13 protein-coding genes are annotated in these 17,877 nt (G+C 33.4%); 11 read left to right on the top strand and 2 right to left on the bottom strand.

Translation table 11 applies throughout. The annotated features are described in order from the left end of the window. Positions 1–1,000 precede the first annotated feature (1,000 nt). The 11 genes from FA045_RS16660 to FA045_RS16610 all read left to right on the top strand — a co-directional run bounded on the left by FA045_RS16660 (position 1,001) and on the right by FA045_RS16610 (position 13,533). Positions 1,001–1,930, top strand: a complete 930-nt coding sequence (locus tag FA045_RS16660; protein ID WP_136878221.1) for an outer membrane protein assembly factor BamD — start codon at positions 1,001–1,003, stop codon at positions 1,928–1,930. Then, entirely contained in the window at positions 1,930–2,256 is a 327-nt protein-coding gene (locus FA045_RS16655) for a DNA-directed RNA polymerase subunit omega (protein ID WP_136878220.1), read from the top strand. The genes FA045_RS16660 and FA045_RS16655 overlap by 1 nt, the downstream gene beginning before the upstream one ends. Positions 2,257–2,298: 42 nt before the next feature. Further along, positions 2,299–3,498, top strand: coding sequence for a bifunctional phosphopantothenoylcysteine decarboxylase/phosphopantothenate--cysteine ligase CoaBC (gene coaBC, locus FA045_RS16650; RefSeq protein WP_136878219.1), 1,200 nt, complete (start codon positions 2,299–2,301; stop codon positions 3,496–3,498). Continuing rightward, the gene (gene porD / locus FA045_RS16645) at positions 3,495–4,394 is read left to right on the top strand and encodes a type IX secretion system protein PorD (RefSeq protein WP_136878218.1); all 900 of its coding nucleotides are present in this window, start codon (positions 3,495–3,497) and stop codon (positions 4,392–4,394) included. Before coaBC ends, porD begins: the two co-directional genes overlap by 4 nt. Before the next feature lie 56 nt (positions 4,395–4,450). Next, a complete protein-coding gene (locus tag FA045_RS16640) occupies positions 4,451–4,879 on the top strand; it encodes a BlaI/MecI/CopY family transcriptional regulator (RefSeq protein WP_317130581.1) in 429 nt (142 codons plus the stop codon). Between the two features lie 69 nt (positions 4,880–4,948). After that, positions 4,949–6,898 (top strand): M56 family metallopeptidase, encoded by a 1,950-nt coding sequence (locus FA045_RS16635; protein ID WP_136878217.1) that lies wholly within the window; start codon positions 4,949–4,951, stop codon positions 6,896–6,898. 87 nt (positions 6,899–6,985) lie between these two features. Beyond that, complete coding sequence (recN, locus tag FA045_RS16630) at positions 6,986–8,659, top strand: DNA repair protein RecN (protein WP_317130580.1); 1,674 nt, start codon at positions 6,986–6,988, stop codon at positions 8,657–8,659. Between the two features lie 75 nt (positions 8,660–8,734). Next, positions 8,735–9,970, top strand: coding sequence for a carboxypeptidase-like regulatory domain-containing protein (locus FA045_RS16625; RefSeq protein ID WP_136878216.1), 1,236 nt, complete (start codon positions 8,735–8,737; stop codon positions 9,968–9,970). Between the two features lie 68 nt (positions 9,971–10,038). Next, the gene (locus tag FA045_RS16620) at positions 10,039–11,271 is read left to right on the top strand and encodes a carboxypeptidase-like regulatory domain-containing protein (RefSeq protein WP_136878215.1); all 1,233 of its coding nucleotides are present in this window, start codon (positions 10,039–10,041) and stop codon (positions 11,269–11,271) included. A 124-nt stretch (positions 11,272–11,395) separates the two neighbouring features. After that, complete coding sequence (locus tag FA045_RS16615) at positions 11,396–12,469, top strand: PA0069 family radical SAM protein (RefSeq protein WP_136878214.1); 1,074 nt, start codon at positions 11,396–11,398, stop codon at positions 12,467–12,469. A 191-nt stretch (positions 12,470–12,660) separates the two neighbouring features. Then, on the top strand, positions 12,661–13,533 hold the full coding sequence (locus FA045_RS16610) for an ATP-grasp domain-containing protein (protein ID WP_136878213.1): 873 nt from the start codon (positions 12,661–12,663) through the stop codon (positions 13,531–13,533). Positions 13,534–13,627: 94 nt separating this feature from the next. Here the strand turns inward: FA045_RS16610 and FA045_RS16605 are convergent, their stop codons facing one another. After that, positions 13,628–13,984, bottom strand: coding sequence for a hypothetical protein (locus tag FA045_RS16605; RefSeq protein ID WP_136878212.1), 357 nt, complete (start codon positions 13,982–13,984; stop codon positions 13,628–13,630). A 265-nt stretch (positions 13,985–14,249) separates the two neighbouring features. Then, on the bottom strand, positions 14,250–16,781 hold the full coding sequence (locus FA045_RS16600; protein WP_136878211.1) for an ATP-dependent Clp protease ATP-binding subunit: 2,532 nt from the start codon (positions 16,779–16,781) through the stop codon (positions 14,250–14,252). Positions 16,782–17,877 lie beyond the last annotated feature (1,096 nt).

The raw sequence follows: 17,877 nt of genomic DNA, 5'->3' as shown, positions 1-17,877 counted from the left end.
TTTTTTGAAACTTTTTTTTCGTTTCGTTGTTTGCTCTTTGTTTCCCTATTTCAATTCATCCTCTCTTTTCCTTTTCTCCTTCTGTCGTTACCTCCGTAGCGGGTTGCAAAGGTAAGAAGATTTTTTAATTTCCAAAACTTTTTTTGAAATTTTTTTGTCTTTTTCGTAAGTGGCTTATTTACAGCTCAAATACTTTTAAATCCCCTTTTTCAATGCCCCTATCACTATTTCCGTAAACCCATTCGCCTCCTCCGAAGCGGGATGCAAAAGTAGAAAAATTAAACGTAACAACAAATATATTATAAGAATATTCTATAGAAATATCATAAGTGCATGATTTACAAAGTGAAAAGTTTTAAGGAGGTGCTGTGGACTGGTAATAAGTACTCATTGTATGTGTTAATATATATACAGGTGAGTGAATGATTATCCTATTATATATACAAATGAATTGCCCGTTAAATTGATTACTGGTTAATAGGCTTAAATTTATTTCCGAATGTTGAAGTATGAATAACCGATGTATCCTATATATATACTGCTATATTTTTAGATTGATGCAGGGCTACACTCAAATAGCAGCACTGACCTTTGTTAAATAGACCCGGTGGTAGCGAAAATACTTTGCCAAACCTCTAACTTGGAATTAGCAGCGAACGCCCAGGCAAAGATTGCAGCGGACGACGGGATTTAATTAATTGAAACACTGTATCTGATCTGCTAATCAATTAAGATATTTTTATGATTAATAACTATATAGCATATATATAGCATTAAGTTTTGTAGAAATTTTTCACTATTACTGGTACAGTATATATATAAAGATGCTCTCGCCGTGTTACGAATGGTGTAATTATAGTTATGAATAAACTTCTTTAAAAGACAGATCCTATATTATGTTAAAATTTGTTAAGCGTTTGATTGGATGAATAGCTTTATTTAGCTTAGCAGTCTATTATTTTTAATTGACGTTATCGTATTATTACCTTATCTTTGCAAAATGTTTAAAATTAAACAACTACTTATTTTAAGTTTTACCATTATTTTATTAGGCACAGCTGGCTGCAAAAGCAAGTTTGAGAAGCTACGCTTAAGTAATGATGTTTTGAAGAAATACCAAGAAGGTATTAGGTTATACAATAAAAAAGATTACTCGAAGGCTTTAATTTTATTTGAAGGTTTATCACAAAAATACAGAGGAACTGCTGAAGCGGAGGAGTTAAGTTATTATTACGCTTTTACTTTGTATCGCCTAAAGGACTATACTACAGCACGTTATAAATTTAAAGAGTTTGCAGATACCTATCCGGCAAGTAAAAATGCTGAAGAATGTAGATATATGGGAGCTTATTGCTTTTATTTAGATTCTCCTAAATCTTCATTAGACCAGGATAATACTTATAAAGCGATTGATGCATTACAGCTTTTCATCAATTTATATCCTAAAAGTGATAGAGCTACGCAAGCAGCTCAATATATAGCAAATTTAAGAGGTAAATTAGAGACTAAAGCTTTTGATAATGCTAAATTGTATTATGATTTAGGTGGATACAGCATTGATAATTATAAATCGGCAGTTGTAGCGTTAAAGAATGCGCAAATTGAGTTCCCAGATATTAAATATGCGGAGGAAATGAATTTGTTGATTGTAAAATCACAGTTTATGTATGCTAAAAATAGTTATCCGATTAGACAAGAAGAGCGTTTTAAGGAAGCTATTACTTATTATAATGAGTTCGTAGAGGCTTACCCTAGCAGCAAATACGCTAAAGAGGCAAACCAATTAAAGGAAGATAGCGAAAACGGAATTGTTACAGCTCAAAAAATTATAGCTGCTGAGAAAGCAGAGTATGATAGATTAATGGCCTTAGAGAAAAAAGGGGCAAAAAATATAGATAGTACTAAATTAGAGATTAAAAACCAAAAATAATGAATACAGCAAAACCTGCAGTACCGAATACTACGGTAACTAGAAATGTGCATGATTTAGATGCGACTACTGATAACATTTATGAATCATTAGTGATTATTTCTAAAAGGGCTAATCAGATTTCGAATAACATGAAAGAAGAATTACACGGTAAATTAGCCGAGTTTGCTTCATCTAATGATAATTTGGAAGAAATTTTTGAAAACAGAGAGCAAATTGAAATTAGCAAGCACTACGAACGTATGCCTAAGCCAAGTTTAATTGCAATTGATGAGTTTTTGAATGGTAAAGTTTACCACAGAAATCCTTCAAAAGAACAAAAATAATTGATGCCATTGCTTATCTTGCACCTTTGATTAAGATGAGGTATGTTGAGCAATAAAAATATTATCCTTGGCGTTTGCGGCAGTATTGCGGCATACAAATCGGCCATGCTAGTAAGGTTACTTATTAAAGCTGGTGCAAACGTTAAGGTTATTCTAACGGCAGACGCGAGTAATTTCATTACTCCTTTAACCCTTGCCACGCTTTCTAAAAATCCTGTTTATACCCAATACTTCGAAGCCGAAACGGGCGTTTGGAGCAACCACGTAGAACTTGGCCTTTGGGCTGACTATATGATTATTGCCCCAGCTAGTGCAAATACCATTGGTAAAATGGCAAATGGATTATGTGATAATTTATTAACTGCGGTATATCTATCGGCTAAATGCCCTGTATATTTTGCTCCGGCAATGGATTTAGATATGTGGAAACATGAAAGCACTCAAGAAAACATTGATCGATTAAAAAGCTTCGGCAATACATTAATTTCTCCAAATAGTGGTGAGTTGGCTAGCGGATTAGTTGGTGAAGGCAGAATGGCTGAACCTGAAGAAATTATTGAATTTTTAGTTGCAACTATTAAAAGAGGCTTACCGTTATTGGGTAAAAAAGCTTTAGTAACAGCTGGGCCAACCTATGAGGCAATTGACCCAGTACGTTTTATTGGAAACCATTCATCGGGTAAAATGGGCTTTGCAATTGCAGAATCACTTTATGAATTAGGTGCTGATGTTACTTTAATTACTGGTCCGACGGCCGAAAAAACTAAAACTAATCTAAACAGAATTGATGTTACAAGTGCAGCAGAAATGTTGAACGTTTGTACAGCTCATTTTTCTGCTAGCGATATTACCATTATGAGTGCTGCTGTAGCAGATTATACCCCTGTAACAGTTGCTGAGCAGAAAATTAAGAAAAAAGAAGATAGTTTTAACATTGAACTAAAGAAAACGGTAGACATTTTAGCCAGTTTAGGCAAACAAAAAACTACAGCACAGATTTTAGTAGGCTTTGCTTTAGAGACCAATCAAGAGGAAATGTATGCAAAAGAAAAGCTCGAAAAGAAAAATTTAGACCTTGTTGTATTAAACTCTTTAAATGATGATGGTGCTGGTTTTAAAACCGACACCAATAAAATAACTATATTTAATAGGCGCCTTGATAAAATCAGTTTTACTGTAAAATCTAAAAAAGAAGTGGCCATGGATATTTGCAAAGAAGTGCTTAAATTGGCTGTACTATGAAAAAAATATTTGGTTGCATCTTTTTAATATTATTTAGCATTTCTGTAAATGCACAAGAGCTTAATTCGCGGGTGCAAGTTTTGGCACCCAATGTTGCCAACATTAACAAAAGGAATTTAGAGCAATTACAGACTACAATTAGAGATTTTCTTAACAATAATAAGTGGACTGCGGAAACTTATATGCCGCAAGAAAGAATTGAATGCAATCTTATCATCACCATTACGAGTTGGGATGGCAGCTCTAGTTTTGGCGCCGAAGCTCAGATACAAAGTAGTAGACCCGTGTTTGGTAGTTCATATTATAGTACAATATTAAACATAAGTGATAAGGATTTTAACTTCAACTACAACGAAGGACAACCTCTTGATTTCTCTGATCAGAACTTCATCTCAAATTTAAGCTCTCTTTTAGGTTATTATGCTTACACCATTATTGGCGTAGATAAGGATAGTTTTAGTAAACTTGGTGGCACTCCTCTTTATTTAAAAGCACAGATGCTGATGAACATTGCCCAAACTGCGGGTAATAAAGGATGGAAAGCAAATGATGGTTTACGCAATCGTTTCTGGCTAAATGAAAACTTATTGAATAATAGTTTTAGAGATTTAAGGGTATTTATTTACAATTACCACTTAAATGGACTTGATAAGTTACAAGAAAACATACCTAATGGTGCCAAAAACATTCTGGCTTTATTAAATGATCTACAGGTTTTAGACAAGCAAAAATTAGGTTCCATTTTTCCTAATGTTTATTTAGCAAGCAAAGCTGATGAACTAAGTAACGTATTATCAACTCTTGATTTAGCCGACAGAATTAAAGCTTACAACTTACTAAGCGAAGTTGACCCAGCTAATATTGGCAAATATGAGGCTTTAAAAAAGGCTCGTTAATCGCTCCCAATACCCAATTTAAAAATTTTTGTTAAAATTTTGTTAAAATGTTTTGATTGTACGAATACATTCGTACATTTGAATACGAAATAATTCGTAGTAATATTATGGATCATACAAATATCAAACCGACAGAGGGTGAATTAGAGATTTTACAGGTGCTTTGGAAAACCGGAAATTGTACTGTACGTGAAGTACATGAAGCCCTAAATAAAAAAGATGCTGGTTATACAACAACTTTAAAATTGATGCAAATTATGCTTGAGAAAGGATTAGTAGATAGGGATACTAGTTCAAAAACACACATTTACAGATCATTAATTAATCAGGAAAAAACACAGCAGCAGTTGGTAAATAAAATGATTGATAATGTTTTTAATGGCTCAGCAGCGAGATTGGTTATGCAAGCTTTAGGAAACAAATCTGCGAGTAAGGAAGAAATAGATTTGATAAAGGAATACTTAAAAAAGGTAGAAGGCAAATAGAAGTTGAGGGATAAGGACTAAAAGATAGAAGGTTTAGTCGGTAACAAAAATCAATTCAATAAAAAAATTATGGAAGCTTTTTTAAACAACATGGTAAAGGCAATTGGATGGAGCATTATACATTCATTATGGCAAGGTGCTATTATTTATGCCATTCTTTTTGCCGCCTTTCTGATATGGCCTAGAATGACATCTAAAATAAAACACAACCTAGCATTTGGGTCACTTTTTATAATTTTTAGCATATTTTGCTATACCCTATTCACTTTATTTGAGACTTCTACAAATAGAAATTTAGAATCAATTAGCATGAGCTCGAATGATTTAAAAGACTTGGTGCTATTTAATGATACAATTAATCTAAAAACCGAAGCTTACTTCCCTGTGGTTGTTTCGGTTTATATTGTGGGTATTATTTTTCAGCTAATTGTGCTCCTATCTGGATATTTTAAACTTAAGAAACTTAAAAAAGCTAGTAAACTGAATATCCCAGAAAGCTGGAGAATTGTTTTTGACATGACGATTTTTCAATTAAAAATAGCAAAAAAGGTTAAGTTTTATCTATCAGAAAGAGTTAATGTGCCTTTGGTTATTGGCTTTTTTAAACCTGTTGTTTTGTTTCCAATTTCATTGGCAACGCAGTTAGACACCAAACAAGTTGAGGCAATTTTAATTCATGAACTATCGCATATTAGAAGAAATGACTATCTCATCAACCTTGTTAAAACATTAATAGAAACTATACTTTTCTTTAATCCATTTGTATGGCTTACCACTAAAATTATTCACATTGAAAGGGAACATGCTTGTGATGACTTGGTGATAAAAGCTACGGGAACACCATTAACCTATGCCCATGCTCTGCTAAAATTAGAGTTATTAAAAGATAAACGAACACCAGCGTTATCATTAGCAGCTACAGGAAAAAATCAACACTTATATCAACGTATTAAAAGAATCACACAAATGAAAACTAATTACATTAATGTTAAACAGCAATTTCTTATCCTAACATTGGCTATCGCAACAGTTGCATCAATAGCTTGGATAAATCCATCTAAAAGACAAGAGGCTAAAAAAGCTTTAGCACTCAGTTTAAAAACATCAAGTATTGAAGACAAAGCGATGAATACACACTTAATTGTAAATTCAGATACTGATACTGTAAAAGTAAAACGTAAAGCACGAATAATTATAACAGATGACAACGGGAATGTAAAAACGTACAATTCGATAAAAGATATGCCTGATAGTTTAAGAAAAACTGTACAAAGACAGATTTTTGTTGGCGACTCTACATCCAAATTTTTTAATTCTAAAGAATGGCAAGACGAAATGACTAAAATTGGATTGAACGCCAAAGAAATAGAGAAAAGAGTAAACTCAACAGAATGGAAAGATAAAATGGCTAAGATTGAATTTGATGCTAAAGAGATGGAAAAAAAATTTAACTCTAAAGAATGGAAGGAGCGTATGGCTAAAGTTGAGGAGCAAAGTTTAGCTATTGCCAAAAAATTTCAATCTAAAGAATGGAAAGAGAGCATGGCCAAAATTCAACAACAAAGTTTAGCTATGGCAAAGAAATTTGAATCCAAAGAGTGGAAAGAGCGTATAGCTAAGGTTCAAGAAAATGCGCTAGAGATGCAAAAGAAATTTAATTCTCCTGAATGGAAGCAAAAAATGGATGAATTAAAGAAACTTCAAGAATCGCCAGAATATAAAGAGTTAAGAAAGAAATATGAGGAAGATTTAGACAAATTGAAAAAGAAAAAAGGGATTAATACAGATAAAGCATTCTTGTTATTTGATGGTAATACTGAAATCCATAAAAACTTTTTACCATTAACAGGAAACTTGGCTAACCTTACAAAATTAAATTTAAAAGACGTTGAAAGATTTTCGGCAATTGAGTCTTTAAGTACTGAAAAACTAAACAAGATTGATTTCGATGCAGTTCCTCTTAAAATTATTAATTTAGAAAAGACCAAGGATTTAAAAGTTAAGCCAACAGAGAATTAAATAAACCAAACAAATGAAACAGTGCGAAGGGCAGGATTAATTCTTGTCCTTTTTTGTTTAAAAAACCTTTAAAACCTTAGGTGTTTAATGTTTATTTTAGCGGTAGATATGCTACAGAAACTTTCTATACGTAATTACGCTTTAATTGACAACCTAGAAATTGAGTTTGATCAGGGTTTAAATATCATCACCGGAGAAACTGGTGCTGGTAAATCTATCATTTTAGGAGCACTATCTTTAATTTTAGGTCAACGGGCGGAGAGTAAGTATTTTTTTAACCAAGATAAAAAGTGTGTTATTGAAGGCAGTTTTTTACTGGCGGATGAACAACTAAAACCCCTATTCGAAACCAACGATTTAGATTTTCAAGCTGAGACTTTACTGCGTAGAGAAATTTCTGCCGATGGCAAATCAAGAGCTTTTATAAATGATACCCCTGTAAATCTTTCGATATTAAAGCAAGTTGGCGAAAAGTTAATCGACATTCACTCCCAACATGCAACGCAAGAAATTAACAATCCTGAATTTCAATTGTTAATTATAGATTCATTAGCAAATCACGAATCGCTTTTGGCAACTTATAGAGGAGGATTTAAAAAATTAAAGCAAGATCAATCGTTATTAAAAACATTAATTAGCAAAGCCGATGAAGCTCGAGCCAAGCAAGACTACGAGCAATTCTTGTTTAACGAATTGGAACAAGCCAATTTAAAAGAAGGCGAACAAGAAGATTTAGAGCAAGAATTGGAGAAACTTACCCATGCTGAAGGTATTAAAAGAAGTTTATTAATGGCTACTTCCCTACTTACTGAAAATGAAATTTCTGCAACGAGCATTTTAAAGGAAGCTACTATACAATTACAAAATATTGAAAAATTTGATTCTGAAATTAATGTTTTGTTTGAGCGTTTAAGATCGAGCATGATAGAGATTAAAGATATTGCTGATGAAACTTCACTAATAGAAAGCAAAACTTTGCATAGTGCAGAACGATTATCTATTATACAACAACGGTTAGATGTTCTATATACCTTGCAACAAAAACATCGTGTAGCCAACAATAACGAATTATTACAAGTTCAGCAAAAATTGGAAGATAGTTTGGCGCAGCTAATTTCATCTGATGAACAAATTGAAGTTTTAACAGAGGAAATTGAACAATTGGTTATATACTTAACAAAGCAAGCGCAAGAGTTAAGTGTTAATCGTAAAAAGTCTATCAAAGTAGTTGAAATAGCAACTGCTAAAACCTTGCAAAGAGTAGGAATGCCAAATGCAAAATTACATTTTGTGCAAGAAACAATTACTGAACTAAACAAAGATGGACTTGATTATACCCAAATGTTGTTTTCGGCGAATGCAGGACAAGCGACCGCACCAGTAAATAAAGTTGCATCTGGAGGTGAATTATCGAGACTAATGTTGGCAATTAAATCACTTTTGGCTAAACATACATCGTTACCAACACTTATTTTTGATGAGATTGACACGGGTATTTCTGGCGAAACTGCTTTAAAGGTTGGTGAAGTGATTGCTGATTTGGGCAACGATATGCAAATTTTATCGATTACCCATTTACCACAAATTGCTGCAAAAGGCAATTCTCATTATTTTGTATATAAAAACGAGGCAAATAATAAAACTACTACGGGAATTAGAAAGTTAAGTGCAGATGAACGTGTTGCTGTCATTGCAGAAATGTTGAGTGGTAAAAATCCAGGAGCATCTGCTTTGCAAAATGCTAAGGAGTTGTTGGGTTAGTTAGTTTTAATTATGAATAATTAAAATAGTGATATCGCTATTCTAACTACTAATTTTTTAGTTAAATTTACCTTCATGACTAAAAAATTGATTATTTTATTGCTTTTTCTTTGTATACCCCCTTTTATACATGCACAAAGCACATCCACCATTACTGGCACAGTAAGAGATAAAAAAGAAACCTTACCTGGTGCCGCCGTTTATGTGAGTGGTTATAAAATTGCAACATTAACTAATAACGATGGCAAATTCTCTTTACCAAAACTATCACCTGGCAATTACGATATTTTAATACAGATGATAGGTTATTTACCCTATTCTAAAAATGTAATCATCTCTGATAAACCCGTAACCTTAAACATAACGTTACAAGAAAACGTTAATTTATTAAAAGAAGTGGTCATTAAACCCGATCCAAATAGAGCATATTATATTGCACTATTTAAAGATTTTTTTATTGGTAAAACCCCAAATGCTGCAGATTGCAAAATACTAAATACCGATGCTTTAATTATTGATGACGATAAAACGCAAAGTTTATTAACCGTAAAAGCTTCAGACTTTTTGATTATCGAAAACAAAGCGCTTGGTTACAAACTGAGATATTTGCTGGAGTATTTTGAATATGATTATAATATAAAAATGGTTTTTTATGCTGGTCATCCGCATTTTGAAGAAATGAAGGGCAGCGGTGCTAAGCAAAAAAAATGGCTAAAAAACAGAGCAATTGCTTACAATGGCTCATCAGAACATTTTTTCAAATCTTTATATGATAACACTATAACTCAAGAGGGTTTTGTCATCAATAAAATATCAAAAATACCTAATAAAAACAGACCTGCTGATAGCCTAATTAATGCTAAAATTAAGCAATTAACAACTGGTAAAAACGGATTGACGAATGTGTTAACTTTTAATGGCAGCGATTCTCTATCTTATTGGCTCAAACAACGAAAAGAACCAAAAGAGTTTAGCGTGGTAAGTAGAAAAGATGTTTTGGTTGATACCTTGGTTAGCAAATTTAATGATGACTTAAAAACAATTAAATACAACAATGAGCTTTATGTAATCTACAAAAATGAGAAAGAGACTTCTGTATTTAACTCTAGCGGACTAAAACAAAATAGACCCATGGATTTGAATGATTTTCAAATATCTGTACTTAAGTTACTAAATCCTTCGGTTAATTTTTATGGTAACGGCGCTGTTGCCGACCCTAGGGCGTTACTTTATAAGGGTTTTTGGGCTTACGAAAAAGTAGCCGATATGGTACCAATGGATTATTTAAAGAATAACAACAACAAGGAATAAATTGTTAAAAAAGTTAAATATTTTATCATTCATTATTTTTATAGAGCCGATTTATTACATTCGTAACAATGTTTAAGTCACTTGTTATCTCTATCCTATTCTTATTGATTAGCACTTTTACATTTGCTCAAACATTTTCTATCAGTGGCGTAATAAGAGATCAAAAAGAAACACTTCCTGGGGCAGCAGTTTATATTAGTGGCTATAAAATTGCAACTCAAACAGATCTTAACGGAAAATTTTCTTTACCTAATTTAAAACCTGGTAATTACGATATTTTGGTTCAAATGGTGGGGTATTTGCCATTTTCAAGAAACACTATCATATCAGACAAATCGGTTACTGTAAATTTTTTACTCAAAGAAAATACGGTAATGTTAAATGAAGTTGTCATTCGTGTTGACCCTAATCGTCAGAAATATATCAATCAATTTAAGGAATATTTTATTGGAAAATCTCCAAACTCAAAACTCTGCAAAATATTAAATCCGCAAGTTTTACGGGTTGATTATGACATTACCAATAGTACTTTAACAGTAAAAACTGATGAATTTTTAATCATTGAAAATAAAGCATTGGGCTATCGGATAAAATATATGTTAGATTATTTTGAATTTAACAGCCGAACAAATATCATTTATTATTCTGGCAAACCATTCTTCGAAGAGTTAAAAGCATCTCCATCTAAAAAGAAAAAACTGATAGAAATGAGAGAAACTGCCTATTATGGATCTCCCCAGCATTTCTTTAAATCGCTTTACAAAGGAACAACGGCCGAAGAAGGTTTTATCATTCATAAAATGGAGAAAGTGATTAATCCTAATCGATTAAGCGAAAGCGTCATTGATCAGAACATCGCTTTTCTTAAAACCCCGCCAGCTAAAACTGGAATTAGAATTAACGCTGCAAAAGTTGATACTTCGCAACTTTTATTTTGGAGAAAGCAGAAAGAAATGCCAAAATTCATCAATAAGTTTAATCGAAATAAAATTTTGGTAGATACACTTTTACACTATTATAACCAAGATTTAAAATACCTAAATTATACCGATGCGCTTTGCGTTATTTATACAAAAGAAAGAGAAACTCCCGAATATGACAAATCTGGATCGTGGATTAATAGACCCATAGAGATTTCAAATTATCAAGTTTCTTTAGCCAGATTAACCCAAGGTGCTTTTCGATTTTATGAAAATGGAGGGATTTTAGATTCAAGAACATTATTGTATGAAGGTATTTGGGCTTATGAAAAAGTAGCCGATATGGTGCCTATGGATTATATTCCTTTAGCCAAAAGGTAAGTTTTGAGTAATGAGATTTAAGATTACTTACCATTAACCATCCACCTTCACTCTTTCTAACTTTATCCACTTATTGTTGAAAACACAGGGATTAAATTACTAATATTTTTAGTAATTTTAGACTATGGATTTAGCTAAAGATAATGCAAATGATTATTCAAATGGCAGAGGTGCTCAATTTAACACTGCTAATAAATTTCTAAAAAATACTTTAGCTAAAGAACATCCAGAAGGAATTGATGATTGGGAAGAACCAAATTCTAAAACAATTTTCATTATTGGAAAATCTAAATCTGTAGTAAACAAAGTCGATAGTCCTGATGTTGGCATGGCCTATTCCTTAAATCCTTATCAAGGCTGCGAGCATGGCTGTATTTATTGTTATGCCCGCAACTCTCACGAGTACTGGGGCTTTAGTGCTGGTTTAGATTTTGAACGTAAAATAATTGTGAAAAAAGATGCACCAGAACTTTTTAAAAAGTTTTTAGCTAAAAAAGGTTGGGACGCCACTCCTATTTCACTATCTGGCAATACAGATTGCTATCAGCCAGCAGAGCGGAAGTTTAAACTTACTCGACAACTCTTGGAAATTGCACTGCAGTACAAACAGCCAATTTCAATGATTACCAAAAATGCTTTGATTTTGAGGGATCTGGATATTCTGCAAGATTTAGCAAAGCTAAAATTAGTTACGGTTTATGTTTCTATTACTAGCTTAAATGAAAAATTACGTTTAAAACTGGAACCTAGAACCACAACAGCCAAGCAACGGCTCAAAATTATTGAAGAATTAAGTAAAGTGAATTTACCAACAGGTGTAATGGCAGCACCGATGATTCCTGGGTTAAATGACTATGAAATGCCCTCCATTTTAAAAGCAAGCGCTGATAACGGTTGTAAAAGTGCAGGTTATACAGTGGTAAGATTAAATGGTGTAATTAATCAGATATTTGAAGATTGGCTCAGAAAAAACTTTCCCGATAGATTTGATAAAGTTTGGCACCAAATACAAAATTGCCACAATGGAAATGTTAACGATAGCAGGTTTGGTAGTCGCATGAGAGGCGAAGGTAATTTTGCAGAAATGATTAGAAATACCTTTAAACTACATTGTAGACTGAACGGATTAAACAATGAAAGATTTGAATTAGACCAAACACTTTTTAAAGTACCTAAAGCACAAATGAGTTTGTTTTAGTTATGATCGCGTCATTTCGACAGAGCGCAGCGACGAGAACCACGAAGTGCTCAGCGAAGCTAAATCTCACTCATAAAAGCCTTTATTAAACATGGGCATACTTAAGAAACTAAGAGATATCTCCTCGCAAAAAGCTCGTTCGATATGACGGAAACTATAATTTCCTTACCTTCGAAACTCAACTCAACATAATGAATATAGCTTTAGTAACTTATCAAGATAAAGGTGCTTATAATACCATCAACGTAAACAATGAAGATGATCAAATCATCAGTTATTTAACTGAAAAGGGATTAAACATAACTAAAGAAATATGGAATAATGAACAAGTAAAGTGGGAAAATTACGACTTAGCTATTCTTAAATCACCTTGGGATTATTTTGATTTAATTGAAGATTTTTATGCTTGGTTAAAAAAGATCGAAGACCTAAATATTAAACTTTTAAATCCACTAGAAACTGTTAGATGGAATGCAGACAAGCATTACTTATTTGATATCGAAAAAGCTGGACTAAAAGTTACACCGAGTAAATTTATAACCAAAGGTGGTGAGGTTAATCTTCTACAATATTTTGAAGATTTTACAACTGATCAATTTATTGTAAAACCCGCTGTTAGTGGAGGTTCTAAAAACACATTTAAAGTTACCGCAGCAAATGTTGATGAAATAAATGAAAAGTTAAAAACCCTTGTTCAAAAAGAAGACTTTATCGCTCAGCCATTTTTAAAAGAAATTGAGGAAAAAGGTGAACTATCATTTTTATTTTTTAATGGTAAATTTAGTCATGCTTTGCTAAAAAAAGCAGCCAAAGGCGATTTTAGAGTCCAAGCTACTTTTGGCGGAACAGTTCATCCACAGCAACCAAATGATGAATTAGTTGAAACCGCACAAAAATATGTTGATCAATTTGCAAAAGGATGTTTGTATGCCAGAGTTGATGGTGCAATGGTTAATAATGAATTTGTACTAATGGAACTCGAGTTGATCGAACCATTTTTGTTTTTAGAAACTAATGATAAAGCTTTAAAGAATTATTATGAAGCTTTAATAGAATTAATTTAGAACTTCTTTTCGTCATTTCTAAATGAGTTTTTTACGACTGAGAAATACGAAGTACTCAGCGAAGCTAAATCTTAAGGAAATAATGAAATCCCCGCTAATTTGAAAATGCAATATTATTTTTCTTTCTAATAACGAAACCTCCAAGTCCCAAAGCACCAACTAATAAAAATAAAATATTGGTGTCGATATCACAATCATAAACTGTATTAGCAAGAAAACCAGGTCCAGCACCAGGACCACTATTTACATTACAAGGGCTACTCGGAATAACATATATCCAATAACATCCTGCCGGCAAAGTGATAGATGGCCTAGCAGCTCCACCTCTATAATTATTACTCATCCCAATTCTTTGCGTATACATAATATTGTTGGCTGTTGATACACAACCATCAATTGCGTAAACACTGCTGGATATTAAAATAAGAAAAAATAAAATTATAAGTTTCAAAGATTGATTTTTTATGCACAAATTAACTAAATATTAAATGATTTAACTTAAAATAAATTATATTAACCTATTGAAAATTAAATACTTAACAATGTTAAACATACTAAAACATACACTAGATAAAAAGATTTTTATAAAAATTAGATAGTTTTTCTTTTACAATTTTTTAAATTTTTACCACAAAAAAACCCCGATGTAAAATTTTACATCGGGGTTTTTACTTTCAATTAAAACCCTGAAATAAATTCAGGGTGACGTGGAGATATTACGCTCCCTCTTCTTTTTTCTTTTTCTTACCAGTTTTGTTTAAAACAGTAATCTCTTCTTTTTCTTTATCGTAATCAATTTCTAAGGTATCACCTTCTGCAATATCTCCTTTTAATATTTCTTCAGCAATTGGGTCTTCTAAATATTTCTGTATCGCACGTTTTAACGGACGAGCACCAAAAGCACTATCAAAACCTTTTTCTGCGATAAATTCTTTAGCAGTTTCGGTTAATTTAACTTCATAACCTAAAGTATTTACTCGGCCAAATAAAGATTTCAACTCGATATCGATAATTTTAAAGATTTCATCTTTACCTAAGCTGTTAAATACTACCACATCATCAACTCTGTTTAAAAACTCTGGCGCAAAAGCACGTTTTAATGCATTTTCAATTACACCACGGCTGTTTGCATCTGTTTGGCTTGTTTTTGCCGTAGTAGAGAAACCAACACCTTGCCCAAAATCTTTCAACTGGCGAGCACCAATGTTCGATGTCATGATGATAATTGTATTTCTAAAATCTACTTTTCTGCCTAAACTATCAGTCAATTGGCCTTCATCTAATACTTGCAACAAGATATTAAACACATCTGGGTGAGCTTTTTCAATCTCATCTAACAAGATAACCGCATAAGGTTTTCTTCTAACTTTTTCAGTTAATTGTCCACCTTCTTCATAACCAACATATCCTGGAGGCGCACCTACCAAACGAGATACGGCAAATTTCTCCATGTACTCACTCATGTCAATTTGAATTAACGAATCATCGCTATCAAACATAAAACGAGCTAATTCTTTTGCCAATTCAGTTTTACCAACACCTGTTGGACCTAAGAAAATAAATGAACCAATAGGTTTTTTAGGATCTTTTAATCCGGCCCTTGTACGTTGTATGGCTTTGGTTAATTTCTTAATCGCATCATCTTGACCAATAATTTTCTCGTTCACTTTGTCGTACATGTTCAATAGCTTGGTGCTATCTGCTTGCCCAACACGTTGCAACGGAATACCAGTCATCATCGAAACTACTTCAGCTACGCTATCTTCCGAAACTTCGTAACGTTTTGTTTTTGTTTCAGCTTCCCATTCTGCTTTGGCACGGTCTAACTCTTCTAACAAGTTTTTCTCAGTATCACGCAATTTGGCAGCCTCTTCGTATTTCTGACTTTTAACTACTTTGTTCTTCTCAATTTTAATATCTTCTATTTTACTTTCAATAGTGATGATATTTTCTGGAACATGAATATTGGTTAAATGCACTCTCGAACCAGCTTCATCTAAAGCATCAATAGCTTTATCTGGTAAAAAACGATCTGTAATGTATCTAGCTGTTAAAGTAACACAAGCTTTAATTGCTTCGTCTGTATAAGTAACACCATGATGCTCTTCGTATTTATCTTTAATACGCGTTAAAATTTCGATGGTTTCATCAGGTGTAGCTGGCTCAATCATTACCTTTTGGAAACGACGATCTAATGCTCCATCTTTCTCAATGTACTGACGGTACTCATCTAAAGTGGTTGCACCAATACATTGTATTTCGCCCCTAGCCAATGCTGGTTTAAACATATTCGATGCATCTAATGAGCCAGATGCCCCACCAGCACCTACTATGGTATGAATTTCATCAATAAATAAAATCACATCTGTAGATTTCTCTAACTCGTTCATTACCGCTTTCATACGCTCCTCAAACTGACCGCGGTATTTTGTACCAGCCACCAAAGAAGCTAAATCTAGCGTAACTACACGTTTGTTAAATAAAACTCTAGAAACCTTACGTTGTACAATTCTTAAAGCCAAACCTTCGGCTATGGCAGATTTACCAACACCAGGCTCACCAATTAAAATTGGATTGTTTTTCTTTCTACGTGATAAGATTTGCGAAACACGCTCAATCTCTTTCTCGCGACCAACAATTGGGTCTAATTTACCTTCTTCGGCAGCACGCGTTAAATCGCGACCAAAATTATCTAATACAGGCGTTTTAGATTTAATGTCTGATACCTTTTTAGGTGTAGCAAAACTTTCCTCTTCTTGGTAATCATCATCGCCGCCGGCGGTACCACCACCTTGTGCTTCATCTCTAAATCCGTTTTTATTTACTTCAACCTCTTGTTTAAAGATTTCGTAAGTAACGCTGTATTGCAATAAAATTTGCGAAGCAATATTATCATCATCTCTTAAAATAGACAGTAATAAATGCTCAGTTCCAATTAAATCGCTTTTAAATATTTTTGCTTCTAAATAAGTGATTTTTAATACCTTTTCGGCCTGTTTGGTTAATGGAATATTGCCCAAATTAACCGTAACGCTCGAAGTACCGCGAACGGCTTCTTCAATAGAACGGCGAAGTTTAGAAGTATCAACTCCTAAAGACTTTAATATCTTAATGGCCATACCATCACCTTCGCGAATTAAGCCCAAGAGCAAATGCTCAGCGCCTATATAATCGTGTCCTAATCTCAGGGCTTCTTCCCTGCTAAAAGAAATCACATCTTTTACTTGTGGAGAAAATTTAGCTTCCATAATATGTGTGTATAAACCGGATGGCTCTAAACTATAAATTTGTTTTATAAATCAAGCATCCAGATTATTATAATTTATCAACAATTACGCCATTTTGGTGGATAAGGTTGTGGTTTTCTTTACGAATTAACAAAAATTAACACTACCAAAAAAGCACTCGGCTTATTCTTTATTTACGTAATCAAATAGAAAATAGGTTTTTATCTTTTCATAAATCTAATTTACGCATCATATACTAGATTTTGTCGGTTTTATGTAAGGTTTTTTAGGGCTGTTTTTACTGACATATTGTTAGGTTTCTGGTTGAATGTAGCAGTTTTGACAGGCTAAGTTCAACTCCATACCCAGCTTCCCGAAGAAGTCGGGACAAGCGACTAGGTATCGTAATGCTATTGGAAGGCTGATAGAATAGTTTTTTGCTTTCCAAAGTCTCACATCTCATATCTAACTTCTCCTATCTTGTAGAAAAGCAAGATCATTGCTACTATTAAAGTCAGTCCCGCTCTCCACTACAATCTTTTTTGTATTGTCATCCTGAGCGTAGTCGAAGGGCCAGCGTAACAAAAAAGGATTTTCGTTACGATCGGGTTTAGATGGGTTGGGAATGTGTAAGAAACAAAGTAAACCTGCAAGATCGTAAAGCAACGCTTAATCTTATTGTTTACAGTCTCCGATGGCTGGCTAAAACTAATTGACTACATACTAAAAGGAGATTGCTTCGTCCCGATGAAGGATCGGAGACTCGCAAAGACGAAATTTCAAGACATCTTCCATCTTACCGCTTCCATTTTCCATCTCTATTTTTCCCTTTCAAAATCGCAGCTGCCTTGTTATAAACCACCTTCTTCCCCTTTCTGGTGCGAAGCTTGCAACTCATAACTATATTCTTAAAAAGTCCGAGCTGCAAGCTCGAACTAGCGCAGTGCATAGCAATTCATATCTTCTATCTTAACTCTTCCATTTCCATCACTAATCTTTCCCTTCAAAATCATTGCGGCGCTGCAAGCTCAAACTAGCGGAGAGCACACCCATGCTATGTTGGACTTCTTGCCAATTAATTGAAAATTTCTAACGGCAAAAATGGATTTAACTTCTT

This window comes from Pedobacter cryotolerans (genome assembly GCF_005116475.1).
Lineage (GTDB): Bacteria > Bacteroidota > Bacteroidia > Sphingobacteriales > Sphingobacteriaceae > Pedobacter > Pedobacter cryotolerans.
This window is presented reverse-complemented; position numbering and strand designations above follow the sequence as displayed.